15 protein-coding genes are annotated in these 17,940 nt (G+C 55.5%); 8 read left to right on the forward strand and 7 right to left on the reverse strand.

The features are described 5' to 3' along the window. From G547_RS0112610 to G547_RS0112645, 8 genes are all read left to right on the forward strand, one after another. On the forward strand, window positions 1-1,026 hold the full coding sequence (locus tag G547_RS0112610) for a (R,R)-butanediol dehydrogenase (protein ID WP_027330168.1): 1,026 nt from the start codon (window positions 1-3) through the stop codon (window positions 1,024-1,026). Continuing rightward, window positions 1,023-1,787, forward strand: coding sequence for an SDR family oxidoreductase (locus tag G547_RS0112615; RefSeq protein WP_027330169.1), 765 nt, complete (start codon window positions 1,023-1,025; stop codon window positions 1,785-1,787). The genes G547_RS0112610 and G547_RS0112615 overlap by 4 nt, the downstream gene beginning before the upstream one ends. A 4-nt stretch (window positions 1,788-1,791) precedes the next feature. Beyond that, window positions 1,792-3,234 (forward strand): aldehyde dehydrogenase, encoded by a 1,443-nt coding sequence (aldA, locus tag G547_RS0112620; protein ID WP_027330170.1) that lies wholly within the window; start codon window positions 1,792-1,794, stop codon window positions 3,232-3,234. Between the two features lie 162 nt (window positions 3,235-3,396). Beyond that, complete coding sequence (locus tag G547_RS0112625) at window positions 3,397-5,742, forward strand: beta-galactosidase (RefSeq protein ID WP_027330171.1); 2,346 nt, start codon at window positions 3,397-3,399, stop codon at window positions 5,740-5,742. A 21-nt stretch (window positions 5,743-5,763) separates the two neighbouring features. Further along, window positions 5,764-8,109, forward strand: coding sequence for an alkaline phosphatase D family protein (locus G547_RS0112630; RefSeq protein WP_027330172.1), 2,346 nt, complete (start codon window positions 5,764-5,766; stop codon window positions 8,107-8,109). 50 nt (window positions 8,110-8,159) lie between these two features. Continuing rightward, complete coding sequence (locus tag G547_RS21345) at window positions 8,160-9,155, forward strand: sialic acid TRAP transporter substrate-binding protein SiaP (protein WP_051235404.1); 996 nt, start codon at window positions 8,160-8,162, stop codon at window positions 9,153-9,155. Next, on the forward strand, window positions 9,152-9,667 hold the full coding sequence (locus tag G547_RS21350; protein WP_051235406.1) for a TRAP transporter small permease: 516 nt from the start codon (window positions 9,152-9,154) through the stop codon (window positions 9,665-9,667). The genes G547_RS21345 and G547_RS21350 overlap by 4 nt, the downstream gene beginning before the upstream one ends. After that, window positions 9,664-10,947, forward strand: coding sequence for a TRAP transporter large permease (locus G547_RS0112645; RefSeq protein ID WP_211224558.1), 1,284 nt, complete (start codon window positions 9,664-9,666; stop codon window positions 10,945-10,947). Before G547_RS21350 ends, G547_RS0112645 begins: the two co-directional genes overlap by 4 nt. A gap of 25 nt (window positions 10,948-10,972) precedes the next feature. Here G547_RS0112645 and G547_RS0112650 read toward each other — a convergent pair whose 3' ends face one another. From G547_RS0112650 to G547_RS0112680, 7 genes are all read right to left on the reverse strand, one after another. After that, entirely contained in the window at window positions 10,973-12,229 is a 1,257-nt protein-coding gene (locus G547_RS0112650; protein ID WP_027330174.1) for an NAD(P)/FAD-dependent oxidoreductase, read from the reverse strand. A gap of 2 nt (window positions 12,230-12,231) precedes the next feature. Next, entirely contained in the window at window positions 12,232-12,540 is a 309-nt protein-coding gene (locus tag G547_RS0112655; protein WP_027330175.1) for a 2Fe-2S iron-sulfur cluster-binding protein, read from the reverse strand. Window positions 12,541-12,593: 53 nt separating this feature from the next. Further along, complete coding sequence (locus tag G547_RS0112660; RefSeq protein ID WP_027330176.1) at window positions 12,594-13,757, reverse strand: cytochrome P450; 1,164 nt, start codon at window positions 13,755-13,757, stop codon at window positions 12,594-12,596. Window positions 13,758-13,916: 159 nt separating this feature from the next. Beyond that, a complete protein-coding gene (locus tag G547_RS0112665) occupies window positions 13,917-14,639 on the reverse strand; it encodes a SapC family protein (protein ID WP_027330177.1) in 723 nt (240 codons plus the stop codon). 17 nt (window positions 14,640-14,656) lie between these two features. Next, entirely contained in the window at window positions 14,657-16,207 is a 1,551-nt protein-coding gene (locus G547_RS0112670) for a tryptophan halogenase family protein (protein WP_027330178.1), read from the reverse strand. Window positions 16,208-16,422: 215 nt separating this feature from the next. Further along, complete coding sequence (locus tag G547_RS0112675; RefSeq protein WP_027330179.1) at window positions 16,423-17,028, reverse strand: GntR family transcriptional regulator; 606 nt, start codon at window positions 17,026-17,028, stop codon at window positions 16,423-16,425. Between the two features lie 94 nt (window positions 17,029-17,122). Then, window positions 17,123-17,923, reverse strand: a complete 801-nt coding sequence (locus tag G547_RS0112680) for an alpha/beta hydrolase (RefSeq protein ID WP_027330180.1) — start codon at window positions 17,921-17,923, stop codon at window positions 17,123-17,125. Window positions 17,924-17,940 lie beyond the last annotated feature (17 nt).

The following is a 17,940-nucleotide window of genomic DNA, read 5'->3' on the forward strand; positions in this document are numbered from 1 at the left end:
ATGAAAGCTTCTCAATACGCAGGCAACAAAAAATTCACCATCGTTGAGGGCGAAAGAGTCGCACCCGGTGCCGGTGAAGTGTGCTTGAAAGTCGGTTTTACCGGTATCTGCGGAACCGATATGCACATCTATCACGGCGTAATGGATAAGCGAGTGTCCATTCCCCAGACGACCGGCCACGAAGTGTCCGGCGTTGTGGATGAAGTCGGTGAGGGCGTCACCGACTACAAGCCGGGCGACCGGGTTGTAGTGCGCCCGCTGGATTATTGTGGAAGTTGCCCGGCATGTGATGCCGGGCATTCACACATTTGCCACAACCTGAAATTTATGGGCATTGATACGCCAGGGTCCTTCCAGAACTACTGGACAGTGAAGGCCAGAACGCTTCACCGCCTTCCTGAGAACGTCTCCTTGCAGCAAGGCGCCCTGGTGGAGCCGCTGTCGGTTGCTTGCCACGACGTGGCTCGCGCGAAACTGAAAGCCGGTGAAAAGGCCGTGGTTCTCGGTGGTGGCCCGATCGGTCAGCTGGTGGCAGCGGTCGCCAAGGGTATTGGTGCCGAAGTGATGGTATCGGAACTCAATCCGGCACGCCTGAAGTTCTCTGAAGATCTGGGCTTTGAGACGGTAAACCCCAAAGAGGAGGACATAGAAGAGAAAGTCAAAGCTTGGACGAACGGCAAAGGTGCGGATGTCGTCTTTGAGGTAAGCGGTGTTCAGGCCGCCGTAGAAACCATGACCCAGATCGCGTCGGTACGTGGCCGTATCTGCATGGTGGCGATTCACGCGGAAAAGCCTCTTGTCAACCTCTTCCACTTCTTCTGGAAAGAGCTGGAGCTGGTTGGCGCTCGCGTCTATGAGGCCGAGGATTTCGACCAGGCTATCGATATGATTGCCTCCGGAAAGATCGATATTGACCGGTTTATTACCTCAGTCTCTCCGTTGGATGAGATCGACGAGGCGTTCGCCAATATCGATGCAAACCCCGAAGGTATGAAATCTCTGATCAACTGTGGAGGCGTTCAATGAACGACATGTTTAACCTGGAAGGAAGAGTTGCTCTGGTAACCGGCTGTAAACGGGGTATTGGCAAGGCCATGGCTGTAGCCTTGGCTGAAGCGGGCGCTGATATTATTGGTGTGTCCGCGACTCTGGAATCCTCCGGCTCCGAGGTGGAGAAGGAGGTTACCGATAAAGGCAGAAAGTTCTCGGCCTATCAGTGCGATTTCTCCAATCGCGAGAACCTGTACGCTTTCATCAAGTCGGTCAAGAGCGATCATCCGAAAATTGACATTCTCGTGAACAACGCGGGAACGATCCGCCGGGAGCCCGCGACCGATCACGGCGATGACATCTGGGACGAGGTGATCGAAGTGAACCTCAACGCCCAGTTCATTCTGAGCCGGGAGATTGGCAAAGAAATGGTCGGTAATGGCTACGGCAAGATTATCTTCACCGCCTCGCTGTTGACCTTCCAGGGCGGGATTACCGTTCCGGGGTATGCGGCCAGCAAGGGGGCGATTGCCCAGGTGGCCAAAGCGCTTTCAAACGAATGGGGCCCCAAAGGGGTCAACATCAACGCCATTGCACCGGGCTATATTGCCACGGACAACACCCAGGCGCTGCGTGACAACAAAGAGCGGGCCGACGCCATTCTGGCGCGCATCCCTCAGGGTCGATGGGGTGAGCCGGAAGACTTCAAGGGACCGGTGGTGTTCCTGGCTTCCAAAGCATCCGATTATATGAATGGCAGCGTCGTTCTCGTTGACGGCGGTTGGATGGGAAGGTGATCTCATGATTAAGAACAACCTCAACTTCATTGGTGGCAAGTACGTAGCGTCCAACTCGGACTCGACCATCAAAGTCTATAACCCAACCACGGGTGACGTAGTCGGTGAGGTTCCGGGAGGAACCAAAGAGGACGCTCAGAGCGCGCTTGATTCTGCCAGCCAGGGTCAAAAACAGTGGGCCAAGCTGACCGCTCGTGAGCGTGCGTCAATCCTTCGTGCGTTTGCGCAAGGCATTCGAGGCAAAAAGCAGGGCCTGGCGGAGCTTCTGGTAGCGGAGCAGGGCAAACTGCTCTCCGTAGCAGAAGCCGAAGTTGAGGCGACCTGTACCTTCATAGAATATGCCTGCGACAACGCGCTGACGATCGAGGGGGATATCCTGCCCTCTGATCGTCCGGGTGAGAAAATTTATATTCACAAAGTGCCGCGTGGCGTGGTTGTCGCGATTACCGCCTGGAACTTCCCCCTGGCGCTTGCTGGCCGGAAAATCGGCCCGGCGTTGGTGACCGGGAACTCCATTGTGGTGAAACCGACCCAGGAGACGCCTTTGGCAACATTGGCGCTGGGTGACATTGCGAACGAGGCGGGCATTCCTGCCGGCGTTCTGAACATTGTCAACGGTCATGGCTCTGTTGTGGGACAGCATTTGTGCGAAAGCCCCTTGACCAAGCTGATTACCATGACCGGCAGCACCCGGGCGGGGCAGATCATTTCCCGCACCAGTGCGGACCTCCTCACGCCGGTTATGCTGGAACTGGGTGGTAAGGCGCCTTTGATCATTATGGAGGATGCCGATCTTGATAAGGCAGTAGAAGAAACCTTCACAACGCGTTTCAGTAACTGTGGTCAGGTATGCACCTGTGCTGAGCGGGTGTATGTGCATGAGAGCCTGTACGACCGGTTTATCGAAAAGCTGGTTCCAATGGTGGAGTCGATCAAACTGGGCGACCCGATGGACCCGGAAACGACCATGGGTCCCAAGGTGAATGCCCGGGAAATTGAAAACATCGACAAGCTGGTGAAAGAAGGCGTAGAGCAGGGCGCCAAGGTGCTAACCGGTGGAGGCGTTGCAGAAGTGAAAGCGTTTCCCAATGGCCATTGGTATCAGCCGACGGTGCTGGGCGATGTGAAGCAGGATAACGTTCTGGTTCACGAAGAAACCTTCGGCCCGATTCTTCCGGTGGTAAAAATCTCCAGCATTGATGAGGCGATTGAGTACTCCAACGACAGCATCTACGGTCTCTCCACGTACCTCTTTACCAATAACTTGAACTATATCCATCGGTACATTGATGAAGTCGAAAGCGGTGAGGTCTATGTCAACCGCGGGATCGGCGAACAGCATCAAGGATTCCACAACGGCTGGAAACTCAGTGGTGCCGGTGGTGAGGACGGTCGCTATGGCCTTGAACAGTACCTCGAAAAGAAAACGGTTTACTTTCAGGAGTAAATTGGTTCGACTTCTTCCCGCTCGGAACGATAAGCGGGAAGAAGTGGTTCGCACCAAAGCAGCCGTTTTGAGTAAAGCGGACTTTATTACAATAAGCTGTATTTGACGCCAGTTACGGCACCGTAACTGGCTTTTTGTGTAACTAGAATAAAGTGGTTTACGATGAGACTCCTTACGATTAATAAAAGTATCTCAATTCTGATCTGTTCCCTGGCGCTCGCGGCCTGCGATTCCGACACGAAAGAACGTGAAAGCGACCCTAAGCCCCAAGCGCAACTTCTGGAAGTGTTGTATGACTTTGAAGAGGGAGTCAAAAGCAGCGTAAAACCCAGTAGTGCCAATCTTTCGCTGCAGCCCGGTCCCGAAGAAGGCAATGTGCTTTCGGTGGAGTTCAAAGCCACTGAAAGCAGCTATTCCGGCGTGACCTTTAAGCCGGAAGCCCCTTGGGATTGGAGCCAATATGAGAGCTTCAACCTTCGGATGGACATGAAAAGTATCGGTGAACACTCGACGCAGATTTACCTGAACGTGGAAGACGCGGATGGCAATGTGTTCACCCGAAGTGTGAATGTTCCGGTGGGTGATTTCAAAACCTACTACGCCAAGATGTCCGGCCACGACATCGAAGGCACCTATGACGGTGACGATACCGAGCTTAACTTCTCCTCCGGTCTGAGGTCCAACCCACCCACTTGGGATTCAGAGGATGAGATGTTCGTCTGGATGTGGGGCACTCAACAGCTCAACACCGCCAAGATTACTAAAATCAGCCTGAGCGTTCAGGGCGCCTTGTTCGATAAAAAAGTATTGATAGATGACATTCGGCTCGAGTCCAACCCCCCCATGAAGAAGGACTTCCTGGTGGGGATCGTGGACCGGTTTGGTCAGAATGCCAAAGTTGACTATCCGGGAAAAGTCCAATCCGAGGACGAGCTGATTCAGCGCCGAAAGGAAGAAACCGCTTCTCTCAAAGAAGGAATGATGGCGGATCGCTCCAAGTTTGGAGGCTGGAAAAATGGCCCACAGCTGGAGGCAACCGGGTACTTTCGTACCGAAAAGTACAACGGCAAGTGGTCCCTGGTGGACCCGGAAGGCTACCTGTACTTCGCCACCGGCCTGGATATTATCCGACTTTCAAACACCACTACCATGACCGGCTATGATTACGATCAGGACTTGATCAAGAAGCGGGATAAAGACGAGCTGACCCCGGAAGACTCGATTGGTATGATTTCTGTCAGTGACGAAGCAAAGGCATCACGGTTTGTAGCGTCAGAAACACGGGCGAATATGTTCAAGTGGTTGCCAGGTTTCGATCATGAGCTGGCCAATCATTACAGCTACCGCCGGGATGCCCACTCGGGCCCACTCGATCATGGTGAAACCTTCAGCTTTTACCAGGCCAACCTGGAGCGTAAATACGGTGAAGAGACACCGAGCTCCTTCCTCAAGGACTGGGAGCGGGTCACTATTGCGCGCATGCTGAATTGGGGGTTCACGTCATTGGGCAACTGGACCGACCCACAGTTCTACGACAACGAGACAATCCCGTACTTTGCCAACGGCTGGATCATCGGTGATTTCAAAACCGTATCCAGTGGCAATGACTTCTGGGGGCCCCTTCCGGATGTCTTTGATCCAAAATTCACTGAGCGTGCCAATGCCACTGCAGCGAAAGTCGCGCGCGAAGTGCAGGGCAGCCCATGGGCTGTTGGGGTCTTTATCGATAACGAAATGAGTTTCGGTCGTCCCGAATCCGATCAGCTGCGCTATGGCATTGTGATTAACACTCTGGGTCGAGATGCTAAGAGTGTGCCCACCAAGCGTGAATTTACCCGTGCGATGCGTGAGCGGTACGAGAGCATCGAAGCGCTGAATGCCGCCTGGGATATTGATCTGGCGAGTTGGGAAGCATTCGCCGAAGGCTTTGACCCCAAAGCGATTACCCCAGCGCAGCGCGAGGATTACTCCTCAATGCTGGAGCTTTATGCGTCCGAATACTATCGGATAGTCGACCAAGCGCTGGAGAAGCACATGCCGAACCATTTGTATTTGGGCTCTCGACTACCGGATTGGGGGATGCCGATTGAGGTAGTGCGCTCTGCCGCCAAGTATGTTGATGTCGTAAGTTACAACGCTTACAAAGAAGGGTTGACCAAAATCAAATGGGACTTTCTGAAAGATATTGATATGCCGAGCATTATCGGCGAATGGCACATTGGCGCTACTGATCGCGGACTGTTTCACCCGGGGTTGATTCACGCCTCCAGTCAGCAGGATCGGGCCCGGATGTACAAGGACTATATGAAGTCTCTGATCGATAACCCGTACTTTGTGGGGGGGCATTGGTTCCAGTATATGGACTCGCCCATTACCGGACGCGCTTACGACGGGGAAAACTACAACGTCGGCTTTGTGGATGTGACCGATACCCCCTATCCCGAAATGGTGGAAGCGGCGAAGGAGATTGGTGAATCTCTCTACCAGCGACGTTTTGACGCGAAGTAATTTTCAGAGAAGGCCAACACTATGAAAAGACGAGACTTTATTAAAGCCGCTTCGGTCAGTCTGGGGGCGGCCATGGCCGTCCCAAGTGCTGCGGCACTCGCGGCGGCTAAACGCGAAAGGCTGACATCTGTGCGACCGCTGGCAGCGTCAATTCCCGTTCAACAACAGACGTGGCTCGGGGCTGATTTCTGGGGCAACCGTCTGCAGGATTGGCAAGCGCGAGACGGGCGCATCGAGTGTCTTCGGGGCGATCAAAACTTTGAGTGCCGCACAGTTTCCCTGCTTACGCGTTCGCTCAATAATCGTCACGAACCCGCCAGAATTCGAGTCACGGTGGGCACTTTGGACCCCGGCGCCGGTGGATTTTGTGGTCTGTTGTTAGGCGTCGGCGGCGGTAAATTGGATTATCGCTCGGCCTCCTTGGCTCAACGGTTTTCCGGAGTCGGCGGTGGCTTTATGGCTACCCTGGATACCAACGGAGGCTTGGGGTTCCGGGACTTCAGTGATCACGCCCATCCTCTGGCGTATGAAGCCATTGTTCGAGAGCGAGCGATTCAGGGCGCACCCGTGGGTGAACGGGAGATCGTATTGGATTGCCATATCGATCCGGTTCCCGGTGGACGTTTCGACGTGCGACTGGTCGCGTTTGATGCTGAAAGTGAGCAGGAACTGGGCTTTGTGGTCCGTACAGGAGTCTTGCCCCACGAGCTGGAAGGCGGCGTTATGCTGGTGTCCTCTCCTTCGGCAGAGGAGGGCGCAGGGGCCCGTTGGTGGTTCAAGGATGTGCAAACCGGTGGCAAGAAAGTGACCGAAGCGGATGGAAATGCGTTGGGGCCAGTCATGGGGTGCATGTACTCTCTGAATGGCAAGACCCTGAAGTTGACGGCGCAATTCATGCCGCTCTCGACCGACGCTCACCCGGCCGCTTGCCTTGAAGTGAAGCGTAAAAAAGGTGACGTCTGGCAGCGAATCGACACCGCTCGGATCGAAGACGGCTATATCGCCCGGTTTCGCCGCGATGACTGGACCTCGTCGGAGGCTTACGACTACCGAATCACTTTCGCCGAGTCCCAACCATCCCCGCTGTTTGAAGGGAGCATAGCGGCTGATTCCGGCGGCGAACATCCCCTGAATATTGCGCTGTTCTCCTGTATTTTGCCAACCGCGAAAAGTCTGGATGATGGTTTTTACAAACCGGCCATTCCACAGGAGCGAACGTTGGGGCGTTACACGCTGGACAACATTCTGTTTCCGCACCGGGAGCTGGTGTCGAACTGCCAGACACACGACCCGGACCTGTTTGTGTTTTGTGGTGACCAATACTACGAGACGTATCCCACTCGGGTTGGCCGTAATACCCCGGATGCGAAGCTCGATACCTTATATCGCTGGTACCTGTGGTACTGGACCTTCCGCGACTCGATACGGCACAAACCCTCCATTGTGTTGGTGGATGACCACGATATTCTCCAGGGTAACCTCTGGGGGCAGGGCGGTGTTTCCGGTGGCGACGCCGAGGAAGATGGCGGTTTCAAACACGAAATTGACCTGGTGCGGATGGTCTATCGGGTTCAGTGTGGCCACAACCCGGATGGCTATGACCCTACCCCGATCAAGGGCGGAATTCCCGTCAGCTATGGCTCGTTTATCTATGGCGGTGTGAACTTTGCTTTCGTGGAAGATCGAAAGTTTAAATCTCCACCCGACTACGATGCTGATCCGTTGACCGTGAAAGGCGAACTCCTGGGCGAACGTCAGGAACGTTTTCTCGCTGAGTGGGCAGAAACCTACCCGGAACTACCCAAGATGGTGTTGACCGCCTCGATTTGGGGTTCCCCTCAAACAGACGAACACGGGAAGCCGCTGCTGGACTACGATGCCAATGGCTACCCACCCGATGGGCGTCGGCGGGCACTGCAGTTGATTCAGAAAGCCGGTGCGATTGTGCTCTCTGGTGACCAGCACCTGGGAATGATGTGCGTTCAGGGCGTAGATGATTACGAGGACGGCCCTCTGTTTTTCTCTGGGCCCGCAGCGGCCGCGTTTTGGCAGCGCTGGTTTGAGGGCTATGGAAAGTTGGAAAACCCGAGAAATGACGACCCCAATACCGGCCATTTTGTCGATACCTTCGGCAACAAGATGCGGGTGTTGGCCGTGGCCAACCCGAGAGTGTCCCACGCGACCTTCGAGGAGGGTAATGACAGCTGGGGCAAATTCTTATTTGACCATCGTTTAAAAAGCGAGGGCTATGGCTTGGTTCGGGTCAATACTCGGAAGCAGAAGGTCGTGTTTGAGTGTTGGCCCTGGCAGGCCGATCCTAAGAAGGACGATCAGTTTGAAGGGTGGCCGTTGGAGGTGTCGCTGTAACCTAGTCTTACACGGCCCTGTTGCGACACTTCCTGCTGGAGATCTGGTTTATGATGCGCCAATACCGCGCTGCTCTGATTCTGTGCACGACAGTCGCGGTGACTCTGCTACTGATTATTCTCTGGCGTGTCGAGGGCACGCGGACGCTGCGTTGGGCACATGTTTATGAAATCAGTTCGCCGTTTCATCAACAGACGCTTATAGCGGCCAGGGAGTTCGAAGAGCGGACCAATGGCCGTTATCGTGTGCGTGTCTATCCGGCCTCGGCACTGGGAAAGGAAAGCGCCATCAACGAGTCACTGGCGCTGGGTGCCATTGACATTATCTATACTGGCGCTTCACTCGTCGCGAACGAGTATCCGCCGATTGCACTGTCTGATTTTCCGTATGCCATCGATAATTTTGAACATTGGCAGGCATACCGCGACTCGTCGTTGTTTGAGGAAATGGCGACAGCGTTCGGCCGGGCAACGGACACGGAAGTCATAGGGCTGACCTATTACGGTTTCCGGCATGTCACTGCAAACAAGCCGATTTTGCACCCGGATGACATGCGGGGCCTGAAAATTCGCGTACCGAATGCGCCAATGTATCTGATCTTACCTAGAGCGACGCGTGCCAACGCAGCTCCGATGCCATTTTCGGAGGTTTATCTCGCATTGCAGCAGGGCGTGATCGACGCTCAGGAAAACCCGCTGACAACCATCCGGTTAAAGCGCTTTTACGAAGTACAGTCGCACATCAATCTGACAGGGCATATAGCTCCCTCACTGCTGACTCTCGTGTCGCACCGGACTCTCGATGAGCTAGGCGAAGAGGATGCAGCGTTGCTCAAGGACGTAGCGGACAGAGCGGCGCGGCGGGCCTCTGAGGAGATTGCGGCCGACGAGGTTGAGCTGGTCGAGTGGTTTGTAGATAAGGGCCTGACTGTCACTGAGGTGGATCGAGACGCGTTTCGAAAGGCTGTCGACGCCTATTTTGAGGACCATGCCTATCCATTCGATGCGTCTTACCTGACGCGACTGAGGGAGCTTGCGAAACCATGAATAGTAGGTCGGCTGCCCGAATCCACTGGATCGACTGGCCTGCATTAGCGTTATTTGTGGCACTCGCCGCCATTGTGCTATTGCAGTTCCTGTCGAGGTACGTCCTCAATGACAGCGTCGCCTGGACAGAGGAAATTGCCCGGTACCTGTTAATAGGTGTGGCCTACGCCGGTTCGACGACCGCGCTTCGGAAAGGCGAACACATTTTTCTTGAGGTCATCTACCGTCGCGTGTCCCTGGCCAGTATAAAACCGCTGGCGATTATGGTCGATCTCGTCAGCGTTGTGTTTCATGCGGTGCTGACGCTGCTTGCCGTCTGGCTCTCGATTGAAGCAGATCGGCGTATGATTTCGGTCGATCTGCCAAAGAGTATCGTCTACTGGTTTGTTGCGGCAGCGCTGTTTTCCACCACAGTCGTTGCGGTATGGCGTCTCATCCAGAGAGCGGGTCTCAGTAGCCGTGAGATCCTGAGCGAAATCGATAGAAGTGCCGGGGACGAGGACGCCGTATGATGATATTGCTACTTGTACTGGTGCTTCTGTTTGCGCTGATTCTTTCCGGGGCGCCGGTTTATGTCGCACTGGGTCTGTCATCGCTCGCGTATTTTCTCAGCGAGGGCATCGCTGGGGTTGCTGCCGCTCATACCATGATCGGCGGACTCGACAGCTTTACGCTGAGTGCCATTCCGTTTTTCATTCTTGCTGGGCACCTGATGAATGCCGCCGGCTTTACAGAGCGCATATTCGCTTTTGCGCGCGCGCTCGTCGGCTGGGCTCCGGGCGGCCTGGGGCATGTCAACATCGGTGCCAGCGTCGTGTTCGCCGGAATGTCAGGTGCTGCCGTTGCCGATGCTGGCGGTCTCGGCGCCGTCGAGATCAAAGCCATGCGCGATGCCGGCTATGAGCGTGGCTTTTCCGTGGGTGTTACGGCGGCCTCATCGACGATCGGACCGATCATCCCCCCTTCGTTACCACTGATTGTTTACGGCGTGGTCGCCGAAGTGTCGATCGGGAGGTTGTTTGCAGCGGGTTTGCTGCCCGGGCTGATCATGGCGATCGCGCTGATGGTAATGGTGCATGTTACGGCGGTCCGCCGCGGCTTTCGGCGCGAGGCGGCGTTTTCGGTGCGATTCGCGCTGCGTGCTGCCAAATCCGCGATTTTGCCACTATTAACGCCGATCATCATTGTCGGCGGTATCGTATGTGGGGTTTTTACGCCGACCGAAGCGGCCATTGCCGCGGTGGCATTCACGATGCTAGTGGGTTGTGTCTTGTTCAGGACGCTACGTTGGCGGGCGATCCTTGACGCCATGGTGGCAACGGTTGAGACAACAGCGTCCGTACTCATGATTGTTGCTTCGGCGGCGTTGTTCGCCTGGGTACTCACGGCGAATCAAGTCGCGGATGGGCTCGCCAGTGGCTTGTTGGCCATGACCAGCGACAAGACGGCCGTTCTGCTGTTGATTATGGCCATTGTCTTTGTGGTCGGTTTTTTCATGGAAACGATCGCCGCGATTACAATTCTCGCACCGCTGGTGCTACCTGTCGCGCTGTCTGTGGGCATTGACCCGGTTCATCTTGGGGTGGTGTTCGTGCTCAATCTGATGATTGGCTTACTGACGCCGCCCGTTGGCATGGTTCTCTATGTATTGGCAAAGGTATCCAGAACGCCGTTCGAAGAATGTGTGCGTGCGACGCTGCCCTTTCTCGTGCCACTGTTCGGGGTGTTGTTATTACTGGTTTTCGTGCCTGAGATAGCGCTGTATTTGCCGGGTCTTCTGTTTGAAGATTGATCGGAATTCTTTAAAGTACCTGGCCTTACACGGCCAGGTTACTGAGGGAGAGCTCTGTTGAGGGGTTGGCTAACGTTTCTTTGTTCACGGGTCGCCCCTCTTTAATCAGCTTGGTGCCGATAACGTAGGCTTTGGGTTGGTTGACGGCATCCACAGAGAGAAGTTGCTCGCCGCGGAAATACCATACCGAAAGCCGGGGCGGAGAGCTTTCGCTTTCCGTGCGGGTGACGATATTGTCATAACCGGCGGACAACCCCACAATCTGTAGCTTCACGTCGTACTGGTCGGACCAGAACCACGGAATGCTGTCGTAGTCACGTGGCGTTGCCGCAATGGCCGCTGCTGCAATTTTGCCTTGATCCACGGCATTCTGTACTGACTCCAGGCGTACCTTGCGGTCGTAGCGGGGGTTGTAGTGGAAGGTACAGTCGCCGATCGCGTAAATATCCGGATCACTGGTCCGGGCATGGGCATCGACCGCAATGCCGTTTTCAATGTCCAGGCCCGCCTCTTCAGCCAATTCAATATTGACGACGATGCCTACCCCGATAATCACCACATCGGCCTGGTATTGCGCGCCGTCCTCACACCTGACGCACGGTCTACCGTCGACGTCGCCGAGTGAAACCACATTCTTCTGCGTGTGAATGGCAACGTTATTGTCCCGGTGTAACTGCTCGAAAAAAGCGGACAACTCCGGGCTGGTCACTCGCGCCAGCACACGCTCTTCCCGCTCAACAACGGTCACAGAAACCCCCATTTTGGTGAGCGAAGCGGCCGCTTCGAGCCCGATGTAACCACCCCCGATCACCACAGCACGCTTGCCCTGGGCAGGTGCAACGGCGGCTTTGATGTGATGAACGTCGGTGGCGGTTCTGAGCGGGAATACAGCGGCCGTAGTATCAATGCCCTGAATGGGCGGGATAATGGGCGAGGCTCCAACGGCCAGAATCAGTTTTGAGTAGGCCAGCGTCTCGCCGTTATCCAGCAGCAGTGTTTTTCGGCCGCGATCAATAGAGGCCACTGTCACGCCGGGCATCAATTCAATGTTGTTGTGGTGGTAAGCGCTTTCAGGCTTGAGAAGAATGCTGTTGATACCGTCGTCCGAGGTCAAAAATGCCTTTGACAGCGGTGGCCGGTGATACGGTAAAGCGTCATCTTTGTCGACCAGTATGATGCGTCCGGTCCAACCCTCTTTTCTCAGCGCAAACGCGCTATTGACACCGCCGTGGCTTGCACCAACGATGACACAGACGGCCTCTTGTTCGGAGGAATAGGCCATGTTTAGTGAGCCACCTTGAGAATGATGCCATCCAGTGCTTCAGACACGTCCAGCTGGCAGGACAGCCGGCTGTATTCGGAGACTTCATCGTCCAGCTCAAGCATGTCTTTCTCAATGTCATTGGGACCACCGGTTTTCTCGAAGTCTTCCGGGCGGACGTGTACATGGCAGGTCGCACAGGAGCAAACGCCGCCGCAGTCCCCGTCAATACCCTGCACGCCGTTGTCGACGGCCAGCTCCATAACCGTGCCTGTGGTGGCTTCTGCGGTGATGGTGTCGTTGTCTTGGGTAATAAAGGTAATTTTGGCCATAAAAGTCACCTGATACAGTCATGATCGGTTTGTCGGTTTGTCGGTTATCGTGTTTATGACGTCAGAGCATCAAACGCGAGTTGAATGTTGTTGTAGCCCACTTTTCGGTCGAACGGGCCCCAGTGTTCAATGTTCTCTTCCTGGTCCTTGATCTGGATGCGCCCGACGTTTTCACACAGCTCTTCAATCAAAATTTTGAGGATGGTGCGGGCGTGAGTGGCTCCCAGGCAGTTGTGGTGCCCAAAACCAAAGCTGATATGCGGGTTCACCTTGCGGTCGAGCACCACTTCGTTGGGTCTTTCAAAGACGGTGTCGTCCCGGTTGGCCGATGCCCAGCATAAGGAAATTCTCGAATCTTTTTTCACCGCGTGCTCGCATACGCTGCTCTCTTCGGTCGCCACACGGCCCATATGGGTCAGGGGCGAGAAGTAACGAATCAGTTCCTCGATGGCACGCCGGTGGATCTCCGGCTCGCTTCTTAATCGCTCCAGCGCTTCCGGGTGGTCCGCCAGGTAGGCCAGGGTATTGGTGACCATGTTAATGACCGTGTCCCGGCCACCCGCAAAGGTCAGCACGATTGCGCCCATCACTTCTTCCCGAGTGACGGGACGGTCCTCGACGGTGGACGCAAGCAGCACGGAGAACAGATCGTCCCCGGGGTTGGCCTCGGCCTCGTCCATTTTCCGGTCGATATAGTCGTACAACACCTGGGCCTTTCCGGCATCGAGGGGGTTGTCCTCACTGCGGAACACGTGGGTACCCCAACTGATGTAGGTGTCCGCCTCCTCAAAGGGCACATTGAGCAACAGGGTCAGGGCGCGGGATTGAAGCGGCAGGGAAAAGTCGTGAACGGCCTCGACGGCGTCACTGTTATTGGCCGCTTGAATCAGTGTGCGAATCTGCTCTCTCAATGCGTTCTGGTAGCCCTCTTCCAGGGGGCGTTTGAACCAGGGGTCCATAATCTGGCGAAACTCACCGTGGAGTGGGGGGTCCAGCTCGAACGGCACCTGGCGAATATCGCGAATGTTCACTTCTGAGGGAACTACAATACGACCCGCTCTGGCTTGAGAGGAGTAGGTTTCCCAGTTTCGAGCGCACTTGCGAACATCCTTCAGGCGCAACACCATGGCGACCGGGTCACTCTGATCATCAATTTCCTGAACGCCGGTGTTCGTGCGAGCCTCTTTGAACGGATCGGGATGATCTGACTGACTCATAAGTGGGCCTCCAACGTCGATAGCATCGTTTTAAGCCAGGAATTCCTTTACCGGGTTCCTGGCTGCTATCTGTCATATTATGGTTCTCTGTGGCGCAGTTATAGGGTGAAACCACCAAAAAACATCATAAATATGCTCTCTGGGGGCGTCGGCTTCAGACTACTGGCTATGCGTTCGCTTGAGCCAGTGAGCGAGCTTTTCGATATGGGTGCGGGCGTTCAAGAGGGCGTAACAGGTGCGTAAGGCGCCACTGTCATGAAGCGACTTGAGCGGCTCCGGTTCGAGCGCGGCCAACGCGGCTTCATCGATCTGATAAAACCCGGTGAGGCTGACTTTTTCGCCCGTCGGGTTTTCGTAATCAATGGTAACGGGTTCGAGCAGTTGGTGGTGCTGTATCTCGGTTAAGAAGCGCTGGGTCGCCTCGGTACCCTGCATCAGCGTTGCAAAGCATTGTTGTATGCGCGTGAGCATGGGGCTGGGCTCTCCCGAGGGGGTGAATAGTGCGGTGCCGCCCTCATTGCTGAACGCCGGATGGTTGGGGTCCAGGGTAATGAGCCCACGGTCGCTACTGTCCGCTTCCGGGAGGTAGAGCCGGAAAGGGTAGGTTGTGCATTCCATCGGCAGAAAAAACGCTTGCCACTGGCCGTTCTCAATAAACAGGTTTTGACGTTTATCCAACCCCAGGAGGGCAACCAATTGGAATTGGCCCGTGGTGGGGTTTTTGGTAATGAATAGCGGGTACTCATTGGCGAGCGGGATCACCTCCTCAAGCACAATAAACGCTGTGTCTTTTTGTGTCAGCGCCTGCAGGCGGGGCGCCGTATTGAGGGTTAAGTGGCGATGTTTCTTTTCATCGAGAGGGACGTATTGGGGTGAGGTCATACAATGCTCCAGTGCCGCTAGATGCTAGCGAGGCCGTATTTATGAATTTTCTCAAGGAGGTCGCGATGGGCGGGCAATGTTTCGGTCAGCCCATGAATCATTTTCTGGTTTCTGGCCATCACAGTGTCCGCCAGGTGAGCTTGTCTATGGCTCAACGTTCGAACCGTCGCGGTGGGGAACGCCATCCCGTACAGGATGTATTGATAGCTGATGGCTTGAAACAGCTCGCTCCGACGCTCGAAGTCGCTGTTCCTGGGGGCGCGATGGGCCCAGAGTGCCAGCAGGTCGGCGAGGCGTGTGGGGATACTGTCCGGGTGACGGTTGTCCTCCCAGAAAGGCGTTTGGCGCTTGCTGAGAACATAGTGCAACTTCAGGAACTCGACCGTGCGTTGCCAGTGGTAATCAAAGGTGTCGTTGTAGCGCTTCGCCGCGATGGGGATATCGGCGGTGACGCTCGGTAGCTGCTCGGCAATGGCTTCTGCGGCCAGCTCAATCATGACCATGGCAGAGGCTTCAAGCGGCTCGAGAAAGCCGGCGGACAGACCGACGGCGACACAGTTCTTGTGCCAAAAGCGCGCCCGCCTGCCTGCCTGAAAGCGGATGTCTCGAATGTTCTGATCCGCAACCGTTGCGCCCGACGCGGCGATATAGGCTTTGAACTGATCAACGGCTTTTTCGGTTGATAAATAGTCGTTGGCGTAGACGTGGCCAACGCCGCGGCGGTTCTGCAGACCAATGTCCCAAATCCAGCCGGCCTCTTGAGCCGTGGAGCGCGTGTAGCCAGCAATCGGTGCCTGGGGTGAGGGGTACGCCACATGGGCGGTGATCGCCGCGTCGGCCATCAGCACGTTGTTGCAGGGTTGAAACGGCACTTGCAGTTGTTCACCCAGCAGAAATGAACGAAAACCGGTGCAGTCGACAAAGAGCTCTCCCAGAATGTCACCGTGTGCTTTGGTCTGAATATGAGTGATGGCGCCATCCTCACCGAGAGGTGCGGCGACAACGTCATCCCACAAGTGTCGAACACCGAGCGTCTCGGTGCAGTGCTCCCGCAATAGCTGGGTGAAAGCGCCCGCATCCAGGTGATAGCCGTAGTTCACCGCACCTGAAAATTCGGGGTGAGTGATCTGTTTCGGTGCCAGGCCCTGCTCGCACAAGGAAACCTGAGCCGATATCAACGCCGCGAAGGATTGGGACGGTTTTTCGGTGCAATAAAAATCAGCGAGATTGACCTCGGACAGGCCTTCGGGAACCGCAAAGGGGTGGTAGTACACATCCGACGCTGTGTCCTCGTTCCAGCGGTCAAAGCGCGAGCCCTGCTTAAAGCTCGCATGGCAACGGCGCACGAATTCGGTTTCTGACAGCCCCAGTTTTTGCAGTGTCCCACGCATGGTCGGCCAGGTGCCTTCGCCGACGCCTACAGTCGGCACGGAGGGGGATTCACAAAGGGTAATCGTCAGCGCTTGTTGTTGGATGCGGCTTTGGTGTTCAGCGGCGATGAGTCCGGCGGTCAGCCAGCCAGCGGTCCCACCTCCCACCACCACGATGGATTGGACCAACGAAGCCATAGCGGAAACCTTTTGGTTCTGGCCCCGAGGCCCCGCTCTTTAGTGAGCGGCCGTCTTAATACCAAAGGGCTCAATTTGTTATCAGTGTACCCTGAGAATTCCACAATGCTGGAAAATTGTCAACAAAATACAGGTCGGGACGGAGTATAACGGGGCGGTCGAGCAGAGGAGGGCCGGCAGAGGCCGGCCGAAAATGAGGGCGGAATGACTCAGCCCTACTTAATATTGGCCAGCAAGCACTTTTTGGCCAGTTCCAGGTCGTCTGCTTTCAGCGCGTCGGCGATGGCCTGGTGCTCCTGAACACACTCTTTGGGCGTGGACAGACGCTTGTAGTTCATGCGCATGCGCAGCACGATCGGGTACCACAGGTTGACCAGCTCGGCACCGCCGGCCTTAAACACCAGATAGCGGTGAAAATCGATATCCGCCTTGGTGACTTCGGTAAAGTCTTCCTGGGTGAAGGCGGTCTGAATACGATCCAGAATGGTATCCAGGTTTTTGAAGTCCTCGTCATTGAGGGCGCTTTTCAAGTTTGACAGTGCAAAGGTTTCAATCTTCCGACGAATGTCGATCATCAACTCTTGCATACTGCTGCTGAGCGCGCTGTTGACCGAGACACCGCAATTGTTTTTTGAAACCAGCAGGCCTTCTTTGGTCAGTTGCAAGAGCACTTCCCTAATGGGGCCGCGAGAAACGCCAAAACGCTCTGAGAGCGTCTGCTCACTGAGCTTGGAGCTGGGGGCCAGCTCTCCGGAAATGATGTCGGAGCGAAGCTGGTCGGCGATTTGATCTTTGACGGAAATTACTGGGCTGTTGAACATAGGCTTATCGCGTTGGTGGTCGATTGTGTACAATTGTAAGTGACGGCAAGCCTAATGTCTATTGTGAACATATCATAGGACTAAATTATATAAATCATATATATTCAAGGTCGCTCAAAAACCGAAAAGTGCGCTCCACAGCCCTGTGCCAGTAGGGCCACTCGTGCCCCCCGGGGAGTAGTTGGAAGTCGTGCGATTTGCCGAGCTGATCCAACAACCGTGAGTACTCTACATTCCCGCCACGCAAGTCGTCATCTTCTCCGCAGTCGAGGCGGATTGGCGGGAGCTGGTGTAGATTTTCCTGCGTCCAATAGCGCAGGTCGGCCTCCTTGGGGTGCCCACACTGGTACAGGCTTAAATCCTCATCGACGAAAAGTGCCATTTCGTCCAACCGGGTAATGGCCGAATGAGCCGAGATGCCCTTGAACCGGCCCGGGTACTTGGCCCCCAGTCGCAGGGCGCCATAGCCCCCCATGGAAAGCCCGCTGATGTACACATTGGAGCGCTCGGACACACAGGGAATCGAGCGCAGAACCGCCTCCAGGCAATCCTCGACGATCCAACGCTCGGCATTCGGTCCGTGGCTCAATGGCAGGTAGCCCGAACCGGCGTAATAGCTGCCGTCCTCCGGCATGACCAGGAGCATCTCGCCAATATCGGCGCTTGCCCGCAGGCGATCGTAGACCCGGTCAACGCCCCCCAGGTTCATCCAGACCCAGTGGTTTCCGTAGACTCCGTGGAGCAGGATGACGATGGGGATATCGCGCGCGTCGCTAAACGCGTTGTAGCAGGCGATATTGCCGCGCCCTTTGAGAGCGGAAGAGTGCACCGTCAAGAGGCTCAAACCATCCTGAGTGTACTTGGGGTCGGACTGCTCGATTTGCTGAAGGCTCATGGCGGCTCCTGTGCGTG

Source organism: Marinimicrobium agarilyticum DSM 16975 (genome assembly GCF_000423345.1).
Taxonomy (GTDB): Bacteria; Pseudomonadota; Gammaproteobacteria; order Pseudomonadales; family Cellvibrionaceae; genus Marinimicrobium; species Marinimicrobium agarilyticum.

Excerpts from the sequence above, each read along its gene's own strand:
- G547_RS0112665 (WP_027330177.1), bottom strand. The coding sequence starts at position 14,639 with ATGACCTCACCCCAATACGTCCCTCTCGATGAAAAGAAACATCGCCAC.
- G547_RS0112610 (WP_027330168.1), top strand. The coding sequence starts at position 1 with ATGAAAGCTTCTCAATACGCAGGCAACAAAAAATTCACCATCGTTGAG.
- aldA (WP_027330170.1), top strand. The coding sequence starts at position 1,792 with ATGATTAAGAACAACCTCAACTTCATTGGTGGCAAGTACGTAGCGTCC.
- G547_RS0112650 (WP_027330174.1), bottom strand. The coding sequence starts at position 12,229 with ATGGCCTATTCCTCCGAACAAGAGGCCGTCTGTGTCATCGTTGGTGCA.
- G547_RS0112625 (WP_027330171.1), top strand. The coding sequence starts at position 3,397 with ATGAGACTCCTTACGATTAATAAAAGTATCTCAATTCTGATCTGTTCC.
- G547_RS21345 (WP_051235404.1), top strand. The coding sequence starts at position 8,160 with ATGATGCGCCAATACCGCGCTGCTCTGATTCTGTGCACGACAGTCGCG.
- G547_RS0112615 (WP_027330169.1), top strand. The coding sequence starts at position 1,023 with ATGAACGACATGTTTAACCTGGAAGGAAGAGTTGCTCTGGTAACCGGC.
- G547_RS0112645 (WP_211224558.1), top strand. The coding sequence starts at position 9,664 with ATGATGATATTGCTACTTGTACTGGTGCTTCTGTTTGCGCTGATTCTT.
- G547_RS0112675 (WP_027330179.1), bottom strand. The coding sequence starts at position 17,028 with ATGTTCAACAGCCCAGTAATTTCCGTCAAAGATCAAATCGCCGACCAG.
- G547_RS0112660 (WP_027330176.1), bottom strand. The coding sequence starts at position 13,757 with ATGAGTCAGTCAGATCATCCCGATCCGTTCAAAGAGGCTCGCACGAAC.
- G547_RS0112680 (WP_027330180.1), bottom strand. The coding sequence starts at position 17,923 with ATGAGCCTTCAGCAAATCGAGCAGTCCGACCCCAAGTACACTCAGGAT.
- G547_RS21350 (WP_051235406.1), top strand. The coding sequence starts at position 9,152 with ATGAATAGTAGGTCGGCTGCCCGAATCCACTGGATCGACTGGCCTGCA.
- G547_RS0112670 (WP_027330178.1), bottom strand. The coding sequence starts at position 16,207 with ATGGCTTCGTTGGTCCAATCCATCGTGGTGGTGGGAGGTGGGACCGCT.
- G547_RS0112630 (WP_027330172.1), top strand. The coding sequence starts at position 5,764 with ATGAAAAGACGAGACTTTATTAAAGCCGCTTCGGTCAGTCTGGGGGCG.
- G547_RS0112655 (WP_027330175.1), bottom strand. The coding sequence starts at position 12,540 with ATGGCCAAAATTACCTTTATTACCCAAGACAACGACACCATCACCGCA.